The following is a 16,743-nucleotide window of genomic DNA, read 5'->3' as shown; positions in this document are numbered from 1 at the left end:
GTGGCATCCATCCTGCCGCAGGCCATGAGTCGGCGAAGCACCGAGGCCCGATCCCGTCACGGTGTCTACGCTGGGTGGTGTTGTAGCGCCGCCGCCGGAACGATACCGGCGGCCTGACGAGCCGAGGAATCCCGTGAGTGACACCCCATTCGGATTCGGCCTTCCGCCGGAGGAGCCGGAAGACGGCGACGAGGGCAAGAAGAAGGACACCCCCGGAGGGGGAGGACAGGGCGGGCAGGGGTCCGGTGGACCTGCCAATCCGTTCGGTTTCGGGGGGTTCCCCGGAGCGGGCGGCCCCGGCGGCGGTGACAATCCGTTCGCCGCGATGTTCGGTTCGATGAACCCGAACGACCTGGGTGCCGCGTTCCAGCAGCTCGGCCAGATGCTCTCGTACGAGGGCGGCCCGGTGAACTGGGACATGGCCAAGGACATCGCGCGCCAGACCGTGTCCCAGGGCACGTCGGACGGCGTCAAGGACGCCAGCGTCGGCCCCGCCGAGCGCTCCGCCGTCGAGGAGGCCGTGCGCCTGGCAGACCTGTGGCTGGACGACGCGACGTCGCTGCCCTCCGGGTCCGGGACGGCCGTGGCGTGGAGCCGCGCCGAGTGGGTCGAGGCGACCCTGCCGGTGTGGAAGGAGCTCGTCGACCCGGTCGCCGAGCGCGTCGGCCTCGCCATGGGCGATGTGCTGCCCGAGGAGATGCAGGCCATGGCCGGCCCGCTGATCGGCATGATGCGCTCCATGGGCGGCGCCATGTTCGGCCAGCAGATCGGCCAGGCCGTGGGCGTGCTCGCGGGCGAGGTCGTCGGCTCCACCGACATCGGCCTGCCGCTCGGCCCGTCCGGCAAGGCCGCGCTGCTCCCGGTGAACATCGAGGCCTTCGGCAAGGACCTGGGCATCGACAAGAACGAGGTGCGGCTCTACCTGGCGCTGCGCGAGGCCGCCCACCAGCGGCTCTTCGCCCACGTCCCGTGGCTGCGCTCGCACCTGTTCGGCGCGGTCGAGGGGTACGCGCGCGGGATCAAGGTCGACACGTCCAAGCTGGAGGACGTCGTCGGCCAGCTCGACCCGCAGAACCCGGAGCAGCTGCAGGAGGCACTCCAGCAGGGCATGTTCCAGCCGGAGGACACCCCCGCGCAGAAGGCCGCCCTGGCCCGCCTCGAGACGGCTCTCGCTCTCGTCGAGGGCTGGGTGGACGCCGTGGTGCACGCCGCCGCCAAGCCGCGGCTGGCCTCCGCCGACGCCCTCCGCGAGACGCTGCGCCGCCGCCGCGCCACGGGCGGCCCCGCGGAGCAGACCTTCGCCACCCTGATCGGCCTCGAGCTGCGCCCGCGCCGCCTGCGGGACGCCTCGCGCCTGTGGGCCTCGCTCACCGACGCGCGCGGCGTCGACGGCCGCGACGGCCTGTGGGAGCACCCGGACATGCTGCCGACGGCCTCCGACCTGGACGACCCCGACGGCTTCGTGCACCGCGAGCAGCTGGACTTCTCCGAGCTGGACAAGATGCTCGGCGAGGCGGCGGGCGGCGGCGCCGCGAAGCCCGACCTCACCAAGGACGAGGGCGACGACGCCAAGGACGACGACGGCAAGTGACTCTGTACGACGACGCGGTCCTCGTGCTGAAGGGCTACGAGGACCAGGACGAACTGCGCCAGTACTACCTGGACCACCTCGCCGCGCACCCCGCGGACGGCATGTGGAAGTCCTGCACGGACGGCCATGTGACGGCCAGCGCCCTGGTGATCGACCCGCCCCGCGGGCGCGTGCTGCTGACCCTGCACAAGAAGCTGCGCATGTGGCTCCAGATGGGCGGCCACTGCGAGCCGGGTGACGCCACGCTGACCGCGGCCGCACTGCGCGAGGCCACCGAGGAGTCCGGCGTACCCGGCCTGACCCTGCTCCCCGGCGGCCCCGTCCGCCTGGACCGGCACTCGATCCCGGGCCCCTGCACCCAGCACCTCGACGTCCAGTACGCCGCGCTGGCCCCGGCCGACGCCGTCGAGGCGATCAGCGACGAGTCACTGGACCTGCGCTGGTTCGCATACGACGAGGTGGCGGACGTGGCCGACGAATCGGTCGTACGCCTCGTAGAGGCAACAAGGGCACGCCTCTAGGTGAAGGCACGCCCTTGAAAGGGGCGCGGGGAACTGCGCGACAAGCCACATACGGCCCGCACACAGATCCCCGCGCCTCTTTTTTCTGCTCGTCCTCGCGAGAGCGACTAGCTCCAGACGTTGCCCTGGTTCTGCCCCCGGGCACCTTGCTGGCCCATCCCGAACTGCGCCCGGGCACCCTGCCCGATGTTCGCGTTCTGCGGCGGCAGCATCTCGCTGGGCTGGACGAGCGCGTAGCCCTGTCCCATGAAGCTGAGCTCCCAGCCCTCACCGGTGTTGCCGCGGCGCCGCCAGACGCCCGAGGAGTGGGTCTGGGCCTGCATCTGGACGCGCAGGCCGTTGGACCAGGCGACGATCGCGTCGGCGTCCGCGTTGACGTACCGGTCCGGAGTGACCTGCAGCATCAGCGGCTGGCCCGACGTCATCAGGGCGACCTTGCCGCGCCCGGAGATGTTGAGCTGGTACTTGCCGGAGCCGGAGATCCCGTACTGGCTGTCCACGGCGATGACTTGGTGGGTCAGCGACGAGTCCATCGCGAGGACATAGCTGCTGTCCACAGTCAGGCCGTCCTGGTCCACGTCCACCACGTGGATGTACTGGGCGAGGTTGGCGAGGTAGACCGTGCCCTGCCCGTGGCAGCGCATCAGGTCGAGGCCCTCGCCGGTGTGCGCGCGGGCACGCTGGTTGCCCTGACTCTGGTACTCGGCGTCGAACTCCATAAGACCCTGGTAGGCGACCATGGCGCCCTTGCGGGCCAGGACGTCGTCGTGGCCCTCCAGGGCGACCCGCAGCATCTGCGGGTTCTGCACGGAGTAGCGCTCCTGCGTCTGCTGCTCGGCATGCGCGAAAAGTGGGCTCTGCATGGTGTGTTGCTCCCCCTCAGCCCCGTGCTCGGAGACGGTCGGTGCTGTCCTCGCTGGGCTGTACGACGACGATGCCCTCTCCGGAGAAGCCCATCTGATAGGCCTCGCCGCTGCCGCGCCCGATGAGCGAGCCGGCCTTGAAGCTGCGCTTGCCCTTCACCTTGAGGTTCGGGGACCAGGCGATCAGGGCGTCCGGGTCGACGTACGTCTCGTCGTCACCGCGGCCGCAGTCAACGACGATCGGGGTGCCGCGGGAGGTCAGCGCGACCCAGCCCTGACCGGAGATCTTGATGTTCCACAGGCCCTGTCCGGCGAACTTGGCCATGCCCTTGACCCGCTCGACGCCCCACTGGAGGGACGCGTCGAAGGCGAGCAGGTTGGTGCCGTTCACCGAGAGGGAGTCGCCCGCCAGGTTGATGACGACGACGTCCGCTCCGTAGTCGGCGAGGTAGAGAAGGCCGTCTCCGGAGCACTTCATCAGGGGCGCGCCCTCACCGGTCATCCACTCGCGCGCGACCTGACGGACGGCGGGCGGATTCGGCTCGTACTGCACGAACCCTTCGTAGGCGACCATCGAGCCCACGCGCGCGAAGAGGTCGTTGCCGGTCTGCATGGCCACCTTGACCATGTGGTGGCCGTGGTTCTCCATGCGGGCGGCGACGGGTGCGGGAGCAAAGCCCGCGAGCTGCTGATTCATGACGGGCTCCCTCAGACCTCGTACGGCTGGACGACGATGAAATTGCCGGGCGCGCCACGGAACTGGAGGTTCACGCTCTCCCCCGTGGAGCCCGCGTAGGCGTTGCTGCGCATCCGGACCTGGCTGGAAACGATCGCCTGTGCGGCGGCCGACCAGGCGACGACTGCGTGGCAGTCGGCGAACGTCGTCGGCGTGACGGGCAGCACGACGGGCACACCGTGGGTCTTCAGGATGACCGTGCCGGTGCCCTGGAACTGCATGACGAACAGCGCGCCGCCGGGGATCCCGTGGCCCTCGATCCTGCGCACCTCGTGCTGCAGCGACTCGTCGAAGGCGAGGACGTTCTCCGCGGAGACGCAGATCGCGTCGCCCTGGAGCTCGATCGGGTGCAGGTGCGTGCCCTCCTCGGCGAGGAAGACCTGGCCGCGGCCGGAGCAGCGCATCAGCTGCATCTCCTGGCCGGTGGCGTTGCCCACGATGCGGCCCGCGAAGCCCGCGCCCTTGTAGCTGAACTCGACCTTGCCCTGGTAGAGCACCATGCTGCCCTGGCGGGCGAGGATCGGCTGGTCGGCGACGCCCAGATCGACGCGGATCAGCTTCTCGTTCTGCTGCGTCCAGCGCTGTCCGGTGGGGGCCTCGCGGTACTTCTGGAGGGCTGCTGCCACACCGGCGCCTTGGGGAGCGGCGCCCTGCGGTGCACCCTGCGGGGCCGGGGCCTGACCGGGGAACTGGCCGCTCGGCTGCTGTCCGTAGCCGGGCGGCATCGGGGCGGCGGGCTGCTGGCCGTACCCCGGAGGCATCGGGGCCTGCGGCTGCTGGCCGTATCCCGGCGGCAGCGGCGCGGTCTGGCCCGGCGCCTGCTGCTGGCCGGGGACCTGGCCGAACTGCGGCTGCTGCGGGGGCTGCTGGCCCGGCTGGCCGTACGGGGCGGGGGCCGGCGGGGGCGGCACGGCGCCGCCGGGCGGCTGGTTCATCGGGGCCACGATGGTCTGCGCCGCGTGCACCGAGGGGTCCGCGGGAGCGGGGGCGGGCGGCGGGGTGGCGCCCTGCGGCGGCGCGAAATTCTGCGCGGGAGCGGGAGCGGGAGCGGGGGCCGGGGCAGGTGCCTGCGGAGGCGCGGCCGCCGCCGGGGCGCCGAAGGCGGGCGGCGCGGCGGCCTGCGCGGGCGGCGCGAAGGAGGGCGCGGCGGACTGCTGCTGCGGAGCCGCGGGCTCCTCCTCGGCGACCTCGCCGCCGAAGTTGCGCAGGAGCGCGTCGAGCCCGCCGTCGAAGCCCTGTCCGATCGCGGCGAACCGCCAGACGTCCTTCAGGTAGAAGTCGCCCAGCATGACGGCGCGCTCCGTGGAGAACTCCGCGCCGTTGAAGGCGTAGCGCGCCACTTCCTCGCCGCCCGCGACGATGCGGATGTACCCGGAGGCCACCTGCGACATCTGCCCGGCACCGTCGATCGTCGCGGTGAACGAAAGCCGCTGGATCTGCTGCGGGATGCGGTCGAGCGTGACGCGGAAGGACTCGGTGTCGCCCGCCTGCGCGCCCAGGAGCTGGATCGACTCCTCGGGCGACTTGGGCTGGTTGAAGAAAATGAAGTACCGGTCGTCCGAGAGCCGTTCGCTCGCGTCCAGGCCGAAGCAGCTGATGTCGAAGGTCAGCCCGGGGGCCGAGATCTGTACGCCGACGTACAGATCGGTGCCCGCGGTGAGGTCACTGATCTTGGCCTTGTGGCCGCGTTGGAATTCCCTGGCCATACGTAACGACCGTCCCCCATCCCGAATGTGAATGCGTCGCGTCAGGCTAACCGCAAAGTCCGACAGCGAGCGAAGCCGGTACAGACCCGCTACACAACCGCGGGATCCGGCGGACGTTCACTCCTCGCGGGCGGCGGGCAGGTGGGGCAGCCGGTCGGCGGCGACCACCCCTTCGAGGTACCCCCGGGCCCGCTCCGTACGGGGGTAGGCCTCGAGCAGGCGCCAGAACCGGGGCCCGTGTCCGGGTACGAGGAGATGCGCGAGTTCATGGACGAGGACGTAATCGACGACGTACTCGGGCATGCCCTGCAGGCGGTGCGAAAGACGGATGCTGCCCTCCGACGGGGTGCAGGAACCCCAGCGGGTGTTCTGGTTCGTGACCCAGCGAACCGAGGCGGGCCTGGCCCGGCCCTCGAAGTACTGCTCGGACAGTTGCCCGGCGCGCTCGGCGAGCTCCGCGTCACCGAGGAGCCGCTTGCTCTCCTGCGCCGCGAGCTTGTCCAGCATCACGTTGACCCAGCGCTGCTCCTCCGCCTCGGACATGCGGGCGGGGATGAGGACGACGGTGCGATCGCCCTCGCGATAGGCGGAGACCGTTCTGCGACGGCGGGCGCTCCGTCTCACCTCGACCGCGCTGGCAACCGCGCCGGACGGCGGCGGACTGGTCGTGCTGCGCTGCGGAGTTCCGGCGCGACGCGCCGAGGTCTCCCCAGCGACGCGAGGGGACGGGTCGGCGGGCACGCCCCGACGTTACCCGCTGGACGTGGGGGAAGTCCCGCCTCCGGGACGGTTCGGCGCTGTTCCGATCCCCGTGCGCTTGATTAGTACGACAAGCATCCACCGCCTGTGGACAACGCGAAGCGGCCGTTCGGCAGGACGGGCATTCTGGCATTCGATCGACGCGGCGGACGGGGCCGCGGCGACCGGCCTACGGGGGACGACCATGCATCCGATGTTGAAGCCCGCGCTGCGGCGCGGCTGGCGTGACCTGAGCACCGTGCAGTTCGGCGTCGCACCGGCACACGCCTTGACGCTCGGCCCGATGGACACGGCGACGAGCAGCTTTCTGACCCTCCTCGACGGGACCCGCGGGCTGCCGATGCTGCGTGCGGAGGCGCAGCGGATGGGTCTGCCCGACGGGCACGTGGACAAGCTCCTCGGCGAACTGTCCCGGGCCGGTCTGCTGGACGATTCGACAGGCGGCGGTCCCGCGGCCGATTCCTTGCGCAAGCGGGGCACGGTGATGGACCGGTTGCGGCCCGACCTGGCCTCGTTGTCGCTGCTGTCCCCCGGACCGGGCGAGGCGATCGACAAGCTGGCGGCGCGCCGGGCCATGCGCGTGCGGGTCCAGGGCGCGGGACGGGTGGGCGCGGCGTTGGCCTCGGTGCTCGCGGGGGCGGGGGTGGGCCGGGTCGATGTGATGGACGGCGGACAGGTCGAGCCGTGGGACGTCGCGCCGTGCGGACTGCCCATCGAGTCGATCGGGGAGCGCAGGGACACGACCGCGCGCCGGTTCGTGCGGCAATGGGCACCCGACCGCCCGCCCCGGCCGAGCCGTTCGGCACCGGTCGCACCGTCGTCACCCGGCGCCGTCACCGCTGTGCCCGGGACGCGGGAGGGAGAGGCGGGGCTCTCGCTCGTGATCATCGCCCCACGGGACGGCCTTGCCGCGTATGCCCCCGATCCCGCCACCGTCGAAGACCTGCTCGCCTCGGGCACACCCCATCTGTACGCCGGGGTGATCGAGGGCACCGGCGTGGTGGGCCCCCTGGTCCTGCCCGGGGCGACTGCATGTGCGGGCTGTCTCTTCCAGCAGCGCACGGACCGCGACCCCACCTGGCCCCGCATGCTGGCGCAGTGGCGCTCGGGGCACGCCCGGCATGTGCCCGCCTGCGATCTGGCCCTCTCAACCGCTGTCGCCGGGCTGGCCGCAGGGCATGCGCTCGCGTTTCTGGACGGAGTCTCCTCGGCCTGTGCGGGCGCGCGCTGGGAGGCGTCCGTGCCGGGTTTCGAGTGGCACGCGCGCCCGGTTTGGCCGCATCCCGCGTGCCCCTGCGGAGCGGGTGCGCAAGTTAAGGGGGATCAGGTCACCGTGGGCCAGGAGCCGCACGACACAATGGCCGGGTAACCGCCTGACAAGGCGCGGCTGTCTGGGACTTGGAGGGGCGCATGTCTGATCTTCCCCGGAAGGCGGTCACCCGTACCGCCAAACTGGCCGCGCTCCCGCTCGGTTTCGCGGGGCGCGCGACCTGGGGGCTCGGCAAGCGGATTGGGGGCAAGTCCGCGGAGATCGTCGGGCGCGAGCTGCAACAGCGCACGGCGGAGCAGCTGTTCAAGGTCCTCGGCGAGCTGAAGGGCGGGGCCATGAAGTTCGGGCAGGCGCTGTCCGTCTTCGAGTCGGCGCTGCCGGAGGAGGTCGCGGGTCCCTATCGGGCGGCGCTGACGAAGTTGCAGGAAGCGGCGCCACCGATGCCGACCCGCACGGTGCACTCCGTTCTCGCGGAGCGCCTCGGCGAGGACTGGCGCGACCGTTTCCTGGAGTTCGAGGACAAGCCCGCGGCGGCCGCGTCGATCGGCCAGGTGCACCGGGCGGTCTGGGCGGACGGCCGCGAGGTCGCGGTCAAGGTCCAGTACCCGGGCGCGGGCGAGGCGCTGCTGTCCGATCTCAATCAACTCAGCCGGTTCGCCCGGCTCCTGGGGCCGCTGATCCCGGGGATGGACATCAAGCCGCTGATCGCGGAGCTGCGCGACCGGGTGTCGGAGGAGCTCGACTACGGCTTGGAGGCCCAGGCCCAGCAGGCGCATGCGGAGGAGTTCGCGGACGACCCCGATGTGGTGGTGCCCCAGGTGGTGCACCAGAGCGAGCAGGTTCTGGTGACCGAGTGGATCGATGGGACGCCTCTGTCGGAGGTGATCGCGGACGGCACTCAGGAGCAGCGCGACCGGGCGGGGCAGCTCCTTGCCCGCTTCCTCTTCTCGGGCCCGGCGCGTACCGGCCTGCTGCACGCCGATCCGCACCCCGGCAACTTCCGGCTGCTGCCCGACGAGAAGAGCGGCTGGCGGCTCGGGGTCCTCGATTTCGGCACGGTGGACCGGCTGCCCGGCGGGCTGCCCGTGACCATCGGCGAGTCACTGCGGATGACGCTCGAGGGCGAGGCCGACGCGGTCTACGAGATGTTGTGCGAGGAGGGCTTCGTCAAGGAGTCCGTCGAGCTGCAGCCGGACGCGGTGCTCGACTATCTGCTGCCGATCATCGAGCCCATGCTGGTCGAGGAGTTCACGTTCACGCGTGGCTGGATGCGCAGCCAGGCGGCCCGAGTGGCCGACCCGCGCTCCCCCGCCTACCAGTTGGGCAAGCAGCTGAACCTGCCGCCGTCGTATCTGCTGATACACCGCGTGACGCTGAGCACGATCGGGGTGCTGTGCCAGTTGGGCTCGACGGTGCGGATGCGGGACGAATTGGAGGAGTGGCTGCCCGGCTTCGCCGTGGAGGCGGCGCAGGACATGGAGGAGGAGGTGGAGACGGCGGAGAGCGACGCCGCGGCCGAGGCCTGAGTTCTGCCGAGGCCTGAGTTCTGACGGGCCGCGCCCATTGGGTGGTGCGGCTCACCACCAGGCCGAGTCGAGGCGGCCCTCGATGGCTCTGATGTTGTCGCGCGCGCAGGAGTCGCAGAAGTAGTGACGGGTGCCGTTCTCCACGGAGCAGGTCCAGGTTGGCGGCGCGCCTTCGGCGATGGTGCCGCAGCGGGAGCACACGAGATTCTCCGTGCCCGCATTCTCCGTGCCCGCGGGCTGAGGATTCTGCTGGTCCACCCGGCGACCATATCGCCGTGCGGGGAAGATCGGTGAGCACAACGCACCGCGGGGGCCGGTCCGTTCGGACCGGCCCCCGCCTGGTTCTGTCATCGCGTTGCGCCTCGTGAGCGGGTCTTACTGCATGACCGCTATGGCGAGCGCGCGCCGGGCACGCATCGACGCGCGCTCCGCGCGGCGCTGCATGCGGCGGGCCGCCAGGAGGCGCTCGACCGGGCGTTGAGCCTCGGCCTCACGCAGGCGTTCGTGCATATGCGCACGAGCCAGGGCTTCTGGGATGAGTTGCATCTCTCGGGTCCTGTTCTGGCGCGAGGTGTTCGCGCCGGTGGTGGTGAAGTCTGTGGTCGCGGAGCCTGCGGGCTCGCTGGTGGCTGCCTTCATCGGGGCCTGCTTCTTGGGGTCGTGCGTCAGGGGGCGATCGATCGTTCCGGCGGTGCTCATGCGGCGACCGGGTTCTTGCGCGGACGGCCACGGGGCCGCTTGCGAGCGACGACCACGCCCTGGACGAAGAGCTCGCCGCCCCAGACGCCCCACGGCTCACGCCGCTCCTTGGCGCCGGCGAGGCAGGCCTCCATCAGCGGGCAGGTACGGCAGAGCGACTTGGCGTACTCGACGTCGGCCGGGGACTCCGCGAAGAAGACCTCCGGGTCGTAGGCACGGCAGGGGACGGGTACGCCGAGGTTCTCGATGGCGTCGTCGAGCGCGGTGAGCGCGGTGAGGGGAGTCAAGGTCGGGTCCTCCGTGGGTGCGGGCGGGGGGAGCGTCTGTGAAGGCGGTACGGACGGGGCGTGCGCTTCGAGTTGCACGGTGGTGTTTTCCTCGTCTGGTCGTGCCGGCCTGGGTCGGCCGGTTGGCGGCTGGTACCGGGTCTTTCTCTTGGCCCCTTCGCTCTGTTCTCCCTGTTCTGGGGAAAACAGAAGGGCCGCGGATCCCGGGTGGGGTTCCGCGGCCCTGAAGGCGCCGGTCTGATCGAGGATCAGACTGGATCACTCCAGGGTTCGAGCCCACGGAAGGCCCACATCGTGTGGTGCTGCGTCGTCTGCTTCCGGAATCCGGCACCGGCTGCCGCAAAGGCATAGGCCTGGGCCTGTCCCTTCGCTACTGCTGCTTCCGGTGCCTTGGTCGGTCGCTCATTGCCCTCATTGGCCTCGACGATCGGAAGACCGGCGAGAGGCAGGGAGGCAGGCATCGGACGCACGGCGGAGATGCCGCCGGACAGACCGGTGCCCTGGTTCGAGAAGCCGAGCAGGCAGGAAGCGACGACCGAGCGATCGGTCATTTTGGCGGTGCTGATGAAGCTCTCGTTGATGCTGATCACTGGAATTCGCCTCCTCTCGGCGTCTAGGGGATCGGCCGGAACCGATCCTGCGGACTGTCAAGTACAGCACGGAACCAGGGCTTCGGAGAAGCCGCTGTTTCCGTGCTAAGAACCTATGGGTCTTCCTTGCGCATGCGCAAACTATTTTTTCGACGAGTTTGAATCATTCTTCATCGGCGCCCCTTACAGGCTCCTGACCTGCACAAATAGCAAGGACGTCGGCGCCGAACCGGTTGAACTTGCGCACGCCGACCCCGGGGATGCGAGCCAGCTCACCCTCGTCGTCGGGCACGGCCTCCGCGATGGCGATCAAGGTTTTGTCCGTGAAGACGCAGTAGGCGGGCTGTCCCAGCAGGCTCGCCTGGCCCGATCGCCACTCCCGAAGACGCTCGTAGAGCCCTTCGTCCATGTCGGACGGACAGTCTTCGCACCGCATGAGCTTCATCTCGCCCGCCTCGGTCAGCGTCCGGCCGCAGACGCGGCAGCGCGCCGGGGTGCGGTTCTTCCGCTGACGGCGGCCCGACGCAGCGGCGGTCCCCTCGCCGCCGCTGCCGCGCTCGACACCGCCGGGGCCGCCGCCCGCGGCGCGGGCCGCCGCACCCGCCCCTGAGCCCGGGCGCAGGCCGTCGAGGAAGCGGCTGGGGCGGCGGTTCGGCCGGCCGCCCGGTGAGCGGGACAGGGCCCAGGAGAGGGAGAGGTGGACGCGGGCGCGGGTCACGCCGACGTACAGGAGCCTGCGCTCCTCCTCGATCTGCTCGTCGGTCTTGGCGTAGGTGATCGGCATCATGCCCTCGGCGAGGCCGACCAGGAACACGGCGTCCCACTCCAGGCCCTTGGCCGCGTGCAGCGAGGCCAGTGTGACGCCTTCCACAGTGGGGGCGTGCTGGGCGCTCGCCCGCTCGTCCAGCTCGGCCACGAGGTCCGCGAGGGTTGCCTCCGGCTTGGCCCGCGCGAAGTCCTCGGAGAGGCGCACGAGCGCCGCAAGGGACTCCCACCGGTCCCGGGCCGCGCCGGAGCCCGCGGGGGGCTGGGACGTCCAGCCCTTGGTGGAGAGCACGGCCCGCACCTGGGAGGGCAGGTCGACCACGTCGTCGAGGAGGGCGTCGTTCCCGCCGAAGCGGGCCGCGCCGCGCAGGGCAGCGCCCGCTTCCCGCACCTCGGTGCGCTCGAAGAACCGCTCGGCGCCGCGCAGCTGGTAGGGCACTCCGGCGTCGGCGAGGGCCTGTTCGTAGATCTCCGACTGCGAGTTCGTGCGGAAGAGGACCGCGATCTCGCTGGCGGGGACGCCGTCGGCGAGGAGGCCGCGGATGCGGCGGGCGGCGCCTTCCGCCTCGGCCGGCTCGTCCGCGTACTCGACGTAGACCGGCTCGGTGCCCGGGTCGCGCTGCGAGATCAGTTCCAGGCGGTGGTCGGCGGCGCGGCCGCGGGCCTGGGAGAGCAGGCCGTTGGCGAGGTGGACCACCTGGGGCGTGGAGCGGTAGTCACGGACCAGCTTGACGACCGTCGCCCCCGGGTGGCGGGTGCGGAAGTTCAGCAGGTGGTCGGGGGTCGCGCCGGTGAAGGAGTAGATCGTCTGGCTGGCGTCGCCGACGACGCAGAGGCTGTCCCGGTCGCCGAGCCACAGCTCCAGGAGGCGCTGCTGGAGCGGGCTCACGTCCTGGTACTCGTCGACCACGAAGTGCTGGTACTGGGCGCGGACCTGCTCCGCGATGTCGTGCCGGTCCTGGAGGATGCCGACGGCGAGCAGCAGGACGTCCTCGAAGTCGATGACGGCGCGGTCGCGCTTGAGGTCCTCGTACGCCGCATAGAGCTGGGCGATCTCGGCCGGATCGCGGGGGACGAGGCGGCCGGACTTGGCGGCGGCCGCCGCATAGTCCGCGGGGACAGTCTGGGTGACCTTGGACCACTCGATCTCGCTGGTCAGGTCCCGCAGTTCATTGCGGTCGAGGCGGATGCGGCAGGCGGCGGCCGCGTCGGCGACGAGTTTGATCTTGCGGTCGACGATGCGGGGCAGCGAGCCGCCGACTGCTTTCGGCCAGAAGAACTGGAGCTGGCGCAGGGCCGCCGAGTGGAAGGTGCGGGCCTGCACGCCGGAGGCGCCGAGCTGGCGCAGGCGACCGCGCATCTCACCGGCCGCGCGGTTGGTGAAGGTGACGGCCAGGACGCTGGCGGGCTGGAGGATCCCCGCGCGCACGCCATAGGCGATCCGGTGCGTGATCGCCCGTGTCTTGCCCGTGCCGGCACCCGCGAGGACGCACACCGGCCCGTGCAGGGCGGTGGCCACCTCGCGCTGCTCCGGGTCGAGCCCGGCGAGCACCGCGTCGGCAGAGTCCGGGACCTGCGGGAAGAGGGTGGAGTGCGTTGCTGATGTCACCCCGCCATGCTGCCAGGTCGCAGGGGGCCGGTGAGCCGGTTGTCCACAGGGGGGCGCAGCCGGTCGTACTAATGCGGGAATGGTGACCGGGTCGCGTACGTTCGATTGATTGCGAAGACGCACCCCGAGCGACGAAGGAGCACACGAGACATGCCGGGCACTGTGACGATGTACAGCACCACGTGGTGCGGCTACTGCCGCCGCCTCAAGGGCCAGATGGACCGTGAGGGCATCGCGTACAACGAGATCAACATCGAGCAGGACCCGGACTCGGCGGCCTTCGTCGAGAAGGCGAACGGCGGAAACCAGACGGTTCCCACGGTGCTCGTAATTTCCCCCGGTGGCACTGAGTCCGTGATGACCAACCCTTCGTTGGCTCAGGTCAAGCAGGCCATTGCAGCTTGAGTCCCCCAAGACTCCGCTAGTACAGCAGCCCCCGGCATCGTGTCCGGGGGCTCTGTCGTATCTAGCCGAGGTAGGGCGCAGGCCGATCCTCCAGGAAGTGCGACAGCCTCAGCCGTTGCGTGTGGTGCATAGGGAGGGACGGCGTCCCGTCCGGCTCCAGGCCGTCCAGGTCGGCAGGGTCGACCCATCGGAGTTCCGTCGACTCGTCCGAGATGGCCAGCTCTCCCCCGACCAACCGGGCCCGAAAGCACACGTTGAACTGTCGGCGTACTTCCCCATCGGTATAGGCGATGACGTGCTTTGGGTCGGTGTACGTGCCGACAAGCCCCGTGATCTCGATGTCTAGGCCGGTCTCTTCCTTCACCTCACGGACGGCCGTCCCCGGCAGGCTGTCAGTCATCTCCATACCGCCGCCAGGCAGAGCCCACTTCCCGGAGTCTGAGCGCCGTTGCAGCAGGATGCGGCCCTTGTTGTCCGTGACCACGGCAGAGGCCGCCACAACGAGACTGTTGGGCTCCGGTGCCTGCGGGTCGTCGTAGAACTCAGTCCGTGCCATCCGTGACCTCCTGGCCTGTCTCCCACACAGCTTGGAAGCTGTCCGCGTACCCGTCGAACATCCGGCCACCCTCCGCCCGTCGCAGATGCCAGACAGGGGCTCCGTAAGCGTTCACGCCCCACACGTGGGCATTGACCAACACCTGATCATCTACGCGATACAAGCTGTTGTAGAGCGTCGTCCCATGGGTCCTGATCTCCACCCCAGGGACGCCGACAAGCGGCCGGTAGTGCATGAGCGCCAACCGGCACCGTGACTCGATGCCGTGGCCGTACTTCTCTTCACGGCCACGGGCAGCAACGTTCGGGGAGTCGGCATCCCCGAGGCAGATACGAACCTGACAGCCTGCCTCCGCCTTCTCCCTCAGAAGGTCATTGAGCCGGGGATACGCCTCATGCAGGAACACGGCTGCATAGACGAGCACGTCGATACGCTCGCGCGCTGCGGCGAGTAGATCAACGAACACGGACACCGGCAGGTCTGCCCGCTGCTCGTACAGGGCGACCAGTTCCGGCGAGACGGCCCGTGCGGACCGTGCCTGACGAAGGGCAGGCCACAGGGCGTGGATGTCTTCCCCGAGGGCTTCAGCAGCCTTCACTGCGGTTGCCTGTCGGGGCACCCGACCGAGGTTCACCCATCGCTCAACTGACTTGGGATCTACGCCTACTTGCTCCGCCAAGGTGGCGTGCGTCCAGCCCCCGGCGACCATGGTTGCGCGTAGTCGTTCGTTGGCACCCATTCTCTCTACCCTCCGGCCATCGCTAGGGACGTTCTAGCACCCGTGGGACGTCCCAAAGTGGGAAACGTACGAGGTTCCTACGTCCCAGCGATCACGCCGACCATGACGGCATGGCCACGAGAGCAAAGACGACGGACGCCCGCCAGGGCGAGTACGTCACGTACGCCCCGGAGGGCGAGAAGTGCGCCGTCTGCGGGAAGGTCATCAAGACCCTTCAACGCGTGTGGCGTATGCCGGTAGAGCGCCAGTCCGGCGCCCCAGCATTGGGTCCGTACCGGCACTACGAACCGTGCCGCTGATGGTCAGGTACGAGGACATCGGTCGACGCGTCGTAGACGCGGCCGGAAACGTCGGCATCCTCCGAGATGTGATCCCCGATTGGGAAGATCCCGCCGACCCTCCAGGGGAGCGCAAGAAGCGCCCTACGGCGTTCGTGTGGCCTGAGTCCGGGGGCGGCACTGAGCGGCTGGTCCACCCCAACAAGGTCCGTCCTGCGTAGCGCAAACTCAGTCCAACCGTCCAGGAATGCGCGGTTCATTGGTGCGCAGACTCCGGGAACTGCGGGCCTTTGCTCGACCGGCAGCACCTTCCTTGCCGGTCTTCTGTGCGTGATGCCAAGCGCACAGAACCTGCAAATTCGAATCCGAGTGATCGTCATTGTTGATGACATGGTCCACTGCGGCACCGTCAAGGAAGCAAGGCATGCCCGTGTCGTATCGGATGTGCTGACACAAGCCGCTGTCACGCCGCCAGATACGGGCGCGGATTATGGACCAATTCGAGGGGAGCCGCGAGCGGCGATCCGAGGTATTCCAGTTCATGATTACTTCCTCACTCTCAGTAGTTACGTCGACGGGTTCAGCCTCAGAACCCGTACAGGACGGGAGACGCTATGACGCTTCGGTCTCCAGATTTGTTGAAGCGGGGGACCTCCCCCTGCCACCTTCGTGTTTTTGCAGAATTTTTTCTTACACAAAATGAACTTCGAAAGAAGTTTGAAGTTCTCAAAGAATTTTCGAGAACAAAAACGAAAAGAAAAATGTTTGAATCAAATCAACTCGATCCGATCTCACTCCACCTATCGCTATCCATCCTCACCTATCTGCCTATCGAGTCCGTGCAAGTCGAATAGGTAAAGTGCGCTTGTGCGCGCACGTGTCGCGCCTCATGATGTGAGCTTGAGCGCTCGCACGTAAGTCACACAGAACAGATTGAAATCAACTCAAGTAACTTCTCTCAGCGTCACATGAGTGCGATCATCCACAGCAATTCGTTATGTGGTCGAGGTTTTACTCTACCGTTCTCCCATTTCGATATCGATGAGGCGCAGCACCCAATGCGTTCGGATACATCGTATTGAGTCCAACCCATTCGCTCACGCCTGGCCCTCATTCTTTCTGGGCAGGTCACCGGTTGAATCATGGGAGTTCACCTCCCGGCGAATAGCCGTGGGGGTATCCCCCTCTGTAGTGTCGATGTACGGACGCTTGAGCTTGAGTGCAGCGAACAATGCGACTGCCGCCAAATGCTGCGGTGTGCTACCCGCAGGGCAAGCCTCGCCCTTGTTGTAGAAACACTGCTCAGGTTTCGAGCACGTGTGCCAGCTCATCGACCCGCCTCCCGGATAGCAGCTACCGCATCGAATCCGTTGCCAGCCTCATTGGGGTCAAGGCCACCCTTTCCGAGACCACCGGTTGCAGATCCAGTCAGCTTTCCCAGGCGCTCAGCGTCGGCCCTGAAAGAGTCAGGGTCATCGCCGGTAGCAAGGTCAGCGATTTGCCAGCCGAACTGGTCCCGGACGTCACGCCTCGCCAGTTCCATGCGCAGCGATGCAATTTCATCCCGTAGGGCGGTTGATTCGTCCGACTCGTCGGTGACTATCGGCTCCTGCTCGTCCCTCTCAATCTCGGCGTCCAGGTCTGCAATGTGCTCATCCATTGCTTTCAAACGGTCCTGAGCTCCCTTGTCCGAGGAGATTTCGGCGTAGGGCTCACTGCCCATGCCTTCCTCGGCCATCCGAGCCTCACGGGCCTTGTCGGCCTGCTCAATAATCTTGTCTGCATTCATGTGAGTTGACTCCCTTTCGTTGGTATAACAGCCAGCCCCGGCAGGGGAGTTCGA

General features: G+C 68.7%; 20 protein-coding genes. 6 read left to right on the top strand and 14 right to left on the bottom strand.

Annotation, left to right across the window (positions count from 1 at the left end):
* Positions 1 to 133: 133 nt before the first annotated feature.
* On the top strand, positions 134 to 1,591 hold the full coding sequence (locus tag ACFWZ2_RS04530; protein WP_384541686.1) for a zinc-dependent metalloprotease: 1,458 nt from the start codon (positions 134 to 136) through the stop codon (positions 1,589 to 1,591).
* Positions 1,588 to 2,112 (top strand): NUDIX hydrolase, encoded by a 525-nt coding sequence (locus tag ACFWZ2_RS04525; RefSeq protein ID WP_384541683.1) that lies wholly within the window; start codon positions 1,588 to 1,590, stop codon positions 2,110 to 2,112. Before ACFWZ2_RS04530 ends, ACFWZ2_RS04525 begins: the two co-directional genes overlap by 4 nt.
* A 107-nt stretch (positions 2,113 to 2,219) precedes the next feature.
* Here ACFWZ2_RS04525 and ACFWZ2_RS04520 read toward each other — a convergent pair whose 3' ends face one another.
* From ACFWZ2_RS04520 to ACFWZ2_RS04505, 4 genes are all read right to left on the bottom strand, one after another.
* On the bottom strand, positions 2,220 to 2,975 hold the full coding sequence (locus tag ACFWZ2_RS04520; protein WP_384541680.1) for an AIM24 family protein: 756 nt from the start codon (positions 2,973 to 2,975) through the stop codon (positions 2,220 to 2,222).
* 16 nt (positions 2,976 to 2,991) lie between these two features.
* Entirely contained in the window at positions 2,992 to 3,672 is a 681-nt protein-coding gene (locus ACFWZ2_RS04515) for an AIM24 family protein (RefSeq protein WP_384541677.1), read from the bottom strand.
* An 11-nt stretch (positions 3,673 to 3,683) separates the two neighbouring features.
* Positions 3,684 to 5,417 carry a TerD family protein gene (locus tag ACFWZ2_RS04510; RefSeq protein ID WP_384541674.1) on the bottom strand — a complete coding sequence of 578 codons (1,734 nt, stop codon included), beginning with the start codon at positions 5,415 to 5,417 and terminating at the stop codon, positions 3,684 to 3,686.
* Positions 5,418 to 5,534: 117 nt separating this feature from the next.
* A complete protein-coding gene (locus tag ACFWZ2_RS04505) occupies positions 5,535 to 6,158 on the bottom strand; it encodes a M48 family metallopeptidase (RefSeq protein ID WP_384541671.1) in 624 nt (207 codons plus the stop codon).
* Between the two features lie 202 nt (positions 6,159 to 6,360).
* Between ACFWZ2_RS04505 and ACFWZ2_RS04500 the strand changes: the two genes are divergently transcribed.
* Together ACFWZ2_RS04500 and ACFWZ2_RS04495 are read left to right on the top strand one after the other, a co-directional pair.
* A complete protein-coding gene (locus ACFWZ2_RS04500) occupies positions 6,361 to 7,545 on the top strand; it encodes a TOMM precursor leader peptide-binding protein (protein WP_384541668.1) in 1,185 nt (394 codons plus the stop codon).
* Positions 7,546 to 7,586: 41 nt separating this feature from the next.
* On the top strand, positions 7,587 to 8,972 hold the full coding sequence (locus tag ACFWZ2_RS04495; RefSeq protein ID WP_384541665.1) for an ABC1 kinase family protein: 1,386 nt from the start codon (positions 7,587 to 7,589) through the stop codon (positions 8,970 to 8,972).
* A 51-nt stretch (positions 8,973 to 9,023) separates the two neighbouring features.
* Here ACFWZ2_RS04495 and ACFWZ2_RS04490 read toward each other — a convergent pair whose 3' ends face one another.
* The 5 genes from ACFWZ2_RS04490 to ACFWZ2_RS04470 form a co-directional block, all read right to left on the bottom strand.
* A complete protein-coding gene (locus ACFWZ2_RS04490; RefSeq protein ID WP_384541662.1) occupies positions 9,024 to 9,230 on the bottom strand; it encodes a hypothetical protein in 207 nt (68 codons plus the stop codon).
* Between the two features lie 117 nt (positions 9,231 to 9,347).
* On the bottom strand, positions 9,348 to 9,671 hold the full coding sequence (locus ACFWZ2_RS04485) for a hypothetical protein (RefSeq protein WP_384541659.1): 324 nt from the start codon (positions 9,669 to 9,671) through the stop codon (positions 9,348 to 9,350).
* Positions 9,668 to 10,036 carry a WhiB family transcriptional regulator gene (locus ACFWZ2_RS04480; protein WP_055555173.1) on the bottom strand — a complete coding sequence of 123 codons (369 nt, stop codon included), beginning with the start codon at positions 10,034 to 10,036 and terminating at the stop codon, positions 9,668 to 9,670. The genes ACFWZ2_RS04485 and ACFWZ2_RS04480 overlap by 4 nt, the downstream gene beginning before the upstream one ends.
* 170 nt (positions 10,037 to 10,206) lie before the next feature.
* Entirely contained in the window at positions 10,207 to 10,548 is a 342-nt protein-coding gene (locus ACFWZ2_RS04475; protein WP_384541656.1) for a hypothetical protein, read from the bottom strand.
* A gap of 163 nt (positions 10,549 to 10,711) precedes the next feature.
* Positions 10,712 to 13,003 (bottom strand): ATP-dependent DNA helicase UvrD2, encoded by a 2,292-nt coding sequence (locus ACFWZ2_RS04470; RefSeq protein ID WP_384542159.1) that lies wholly within the window; start codon positions 13,001 to 13,003, stop codon positions 10,712 to 10,714.
* A gap of 69 nt (positions 13,004 to 13,072) precedes the next feature.
* On the opposite strand from ACFWZ2_RS04470, the gene ACFWZ2_RS04465 reads away from it, so the two are divergent.
* Positions 13,073 to 13,327, top strand: coding sequence for a mycoredoxin (locus ACFWZ2_RS04465; protein WP_384541653.1), 255 nt, complete (start codon positions 13,073 to 13,075; stop codon positions 13,325 to 13,327).
* A gap of 61 nt (positions 13,328 to 13,388) precedes the next feature.
* On the opposite strand, the gene ACFWZ2_RS04460 is transcribed toward ACFWZ2_RS04465, so the two are convergent.
* Together ACFWZ2_RS04460 and ACFWZ2_RS04455 are read right to left on the bottom strand one after the other, a co-directional pair.
* Positions 13,389 to 13,883: an NUDIX domain-containing protein gene (locus tag ACFWZ2_RS04460; protein WP_384541650.1), complete on the bottom strand. Its 495-nt coding sequence runs from the start codon at positions 13,881 to 13,883 to the stop codon at positions 13,389 to 13,391.
* The gene (locus tag ACFWZ2_RS04455) at positions 13,870 to 14,592 is read right to left on the bottom strand and encodes a helix-turn-helix domain-containing protein (protein ID WP_384542156.1); all 723 of its coding nucleotides are present in this window, start codon (positions 14,590 to 14,592) and stop codon (positions 13,870 to 13,872) included. The genes ACFWZ2_RS04460 and ACFWZ2_RS04455 overlap by 14 nt, the downstream gene beginning before the upstream one ends.
* 140 nt (positions 14,593 to 14,732) lie before the next feature.
* On the opposite strand from ACFWZ2_RS04455, the gene ACFWZ2_RS04450 reads away from it, so the two are divergent.
* Positions 14,733 to 14,921: a hypothetical protein gene (locus tag ACFWZ2_RS04450; protein ID WP_384541647.1), complete on the top strand. Its 189-nt coding sequence runs from the start codon at positions 14,733 to 14,735 to the stop codon at positions 14,919 to 14,921.
* Positions 14,922 to 15,128: 207 nt separating this feature from the next.
* Here the strand turns inward: ACFWZ2_RS04450 and ACFWZ2_RS04445 are convergent, their stop codons facing one another.
* From ACFWZ2_RS04445 to ACFWZ2_RS04435, 3 genes are all read right to left on the bottom strand, one after another.
* On the bottom strand, positions 15,129 to 15,443 hold the full coding sequence (locus ACFWZ2_RS04445) for an HNH endonuclease (protein ID WP_384541644.1): 315 nt from the start codon (positions 15,441 to 15,443) through the stop codon (positions 15,129 to 15,131).
* A gap of 421 nt (positions 15,444 to 15,864) precedes the next feature.
* The gene (locus ACFWZ2_RS04440) at positions 15,865 to 16,014 is read right to left on the bottom strand and encodes a helix-turn-helix domain-containing protein (RefSeq protein ID WP_384542153.1); all 150 of its coding nucleotides are present in this window, start codon (positions 16,012 to 16,014) and stop codon (positions 15,865 to 15,867) included.
* 213 nt (positions 16,015 to 16,227) lie between these two features.
* The gene (locus ACFWZ2_RS04435) at positions 16,228 to 16,689 is read right to left on the bottom strand and encodes a hypothetical protein (protein WP_384541641.1); all 462 of its coding nucleotides are present in this window, start codon (positions 16,687 to 16,689) and stop codon (positions 16,228 to 16,230) included.
* Between the last annotated feature and the right edge of the window lie 54 nt (positions 16,690 to 16,743).

It is taken from the genome of Streptomyces sp. NPDC059002 (assembly GCF_042740435.1).
In the GTDB taxonomy this organism is placed as follows: Bacteria; Actinomycetota; Actinomycetes; order Streptomycetales; family Streptomycetaceae; genus Streptomyces.
This window is presented reverse-complemented; position numbering and strand designations above follow the sequence as displayed.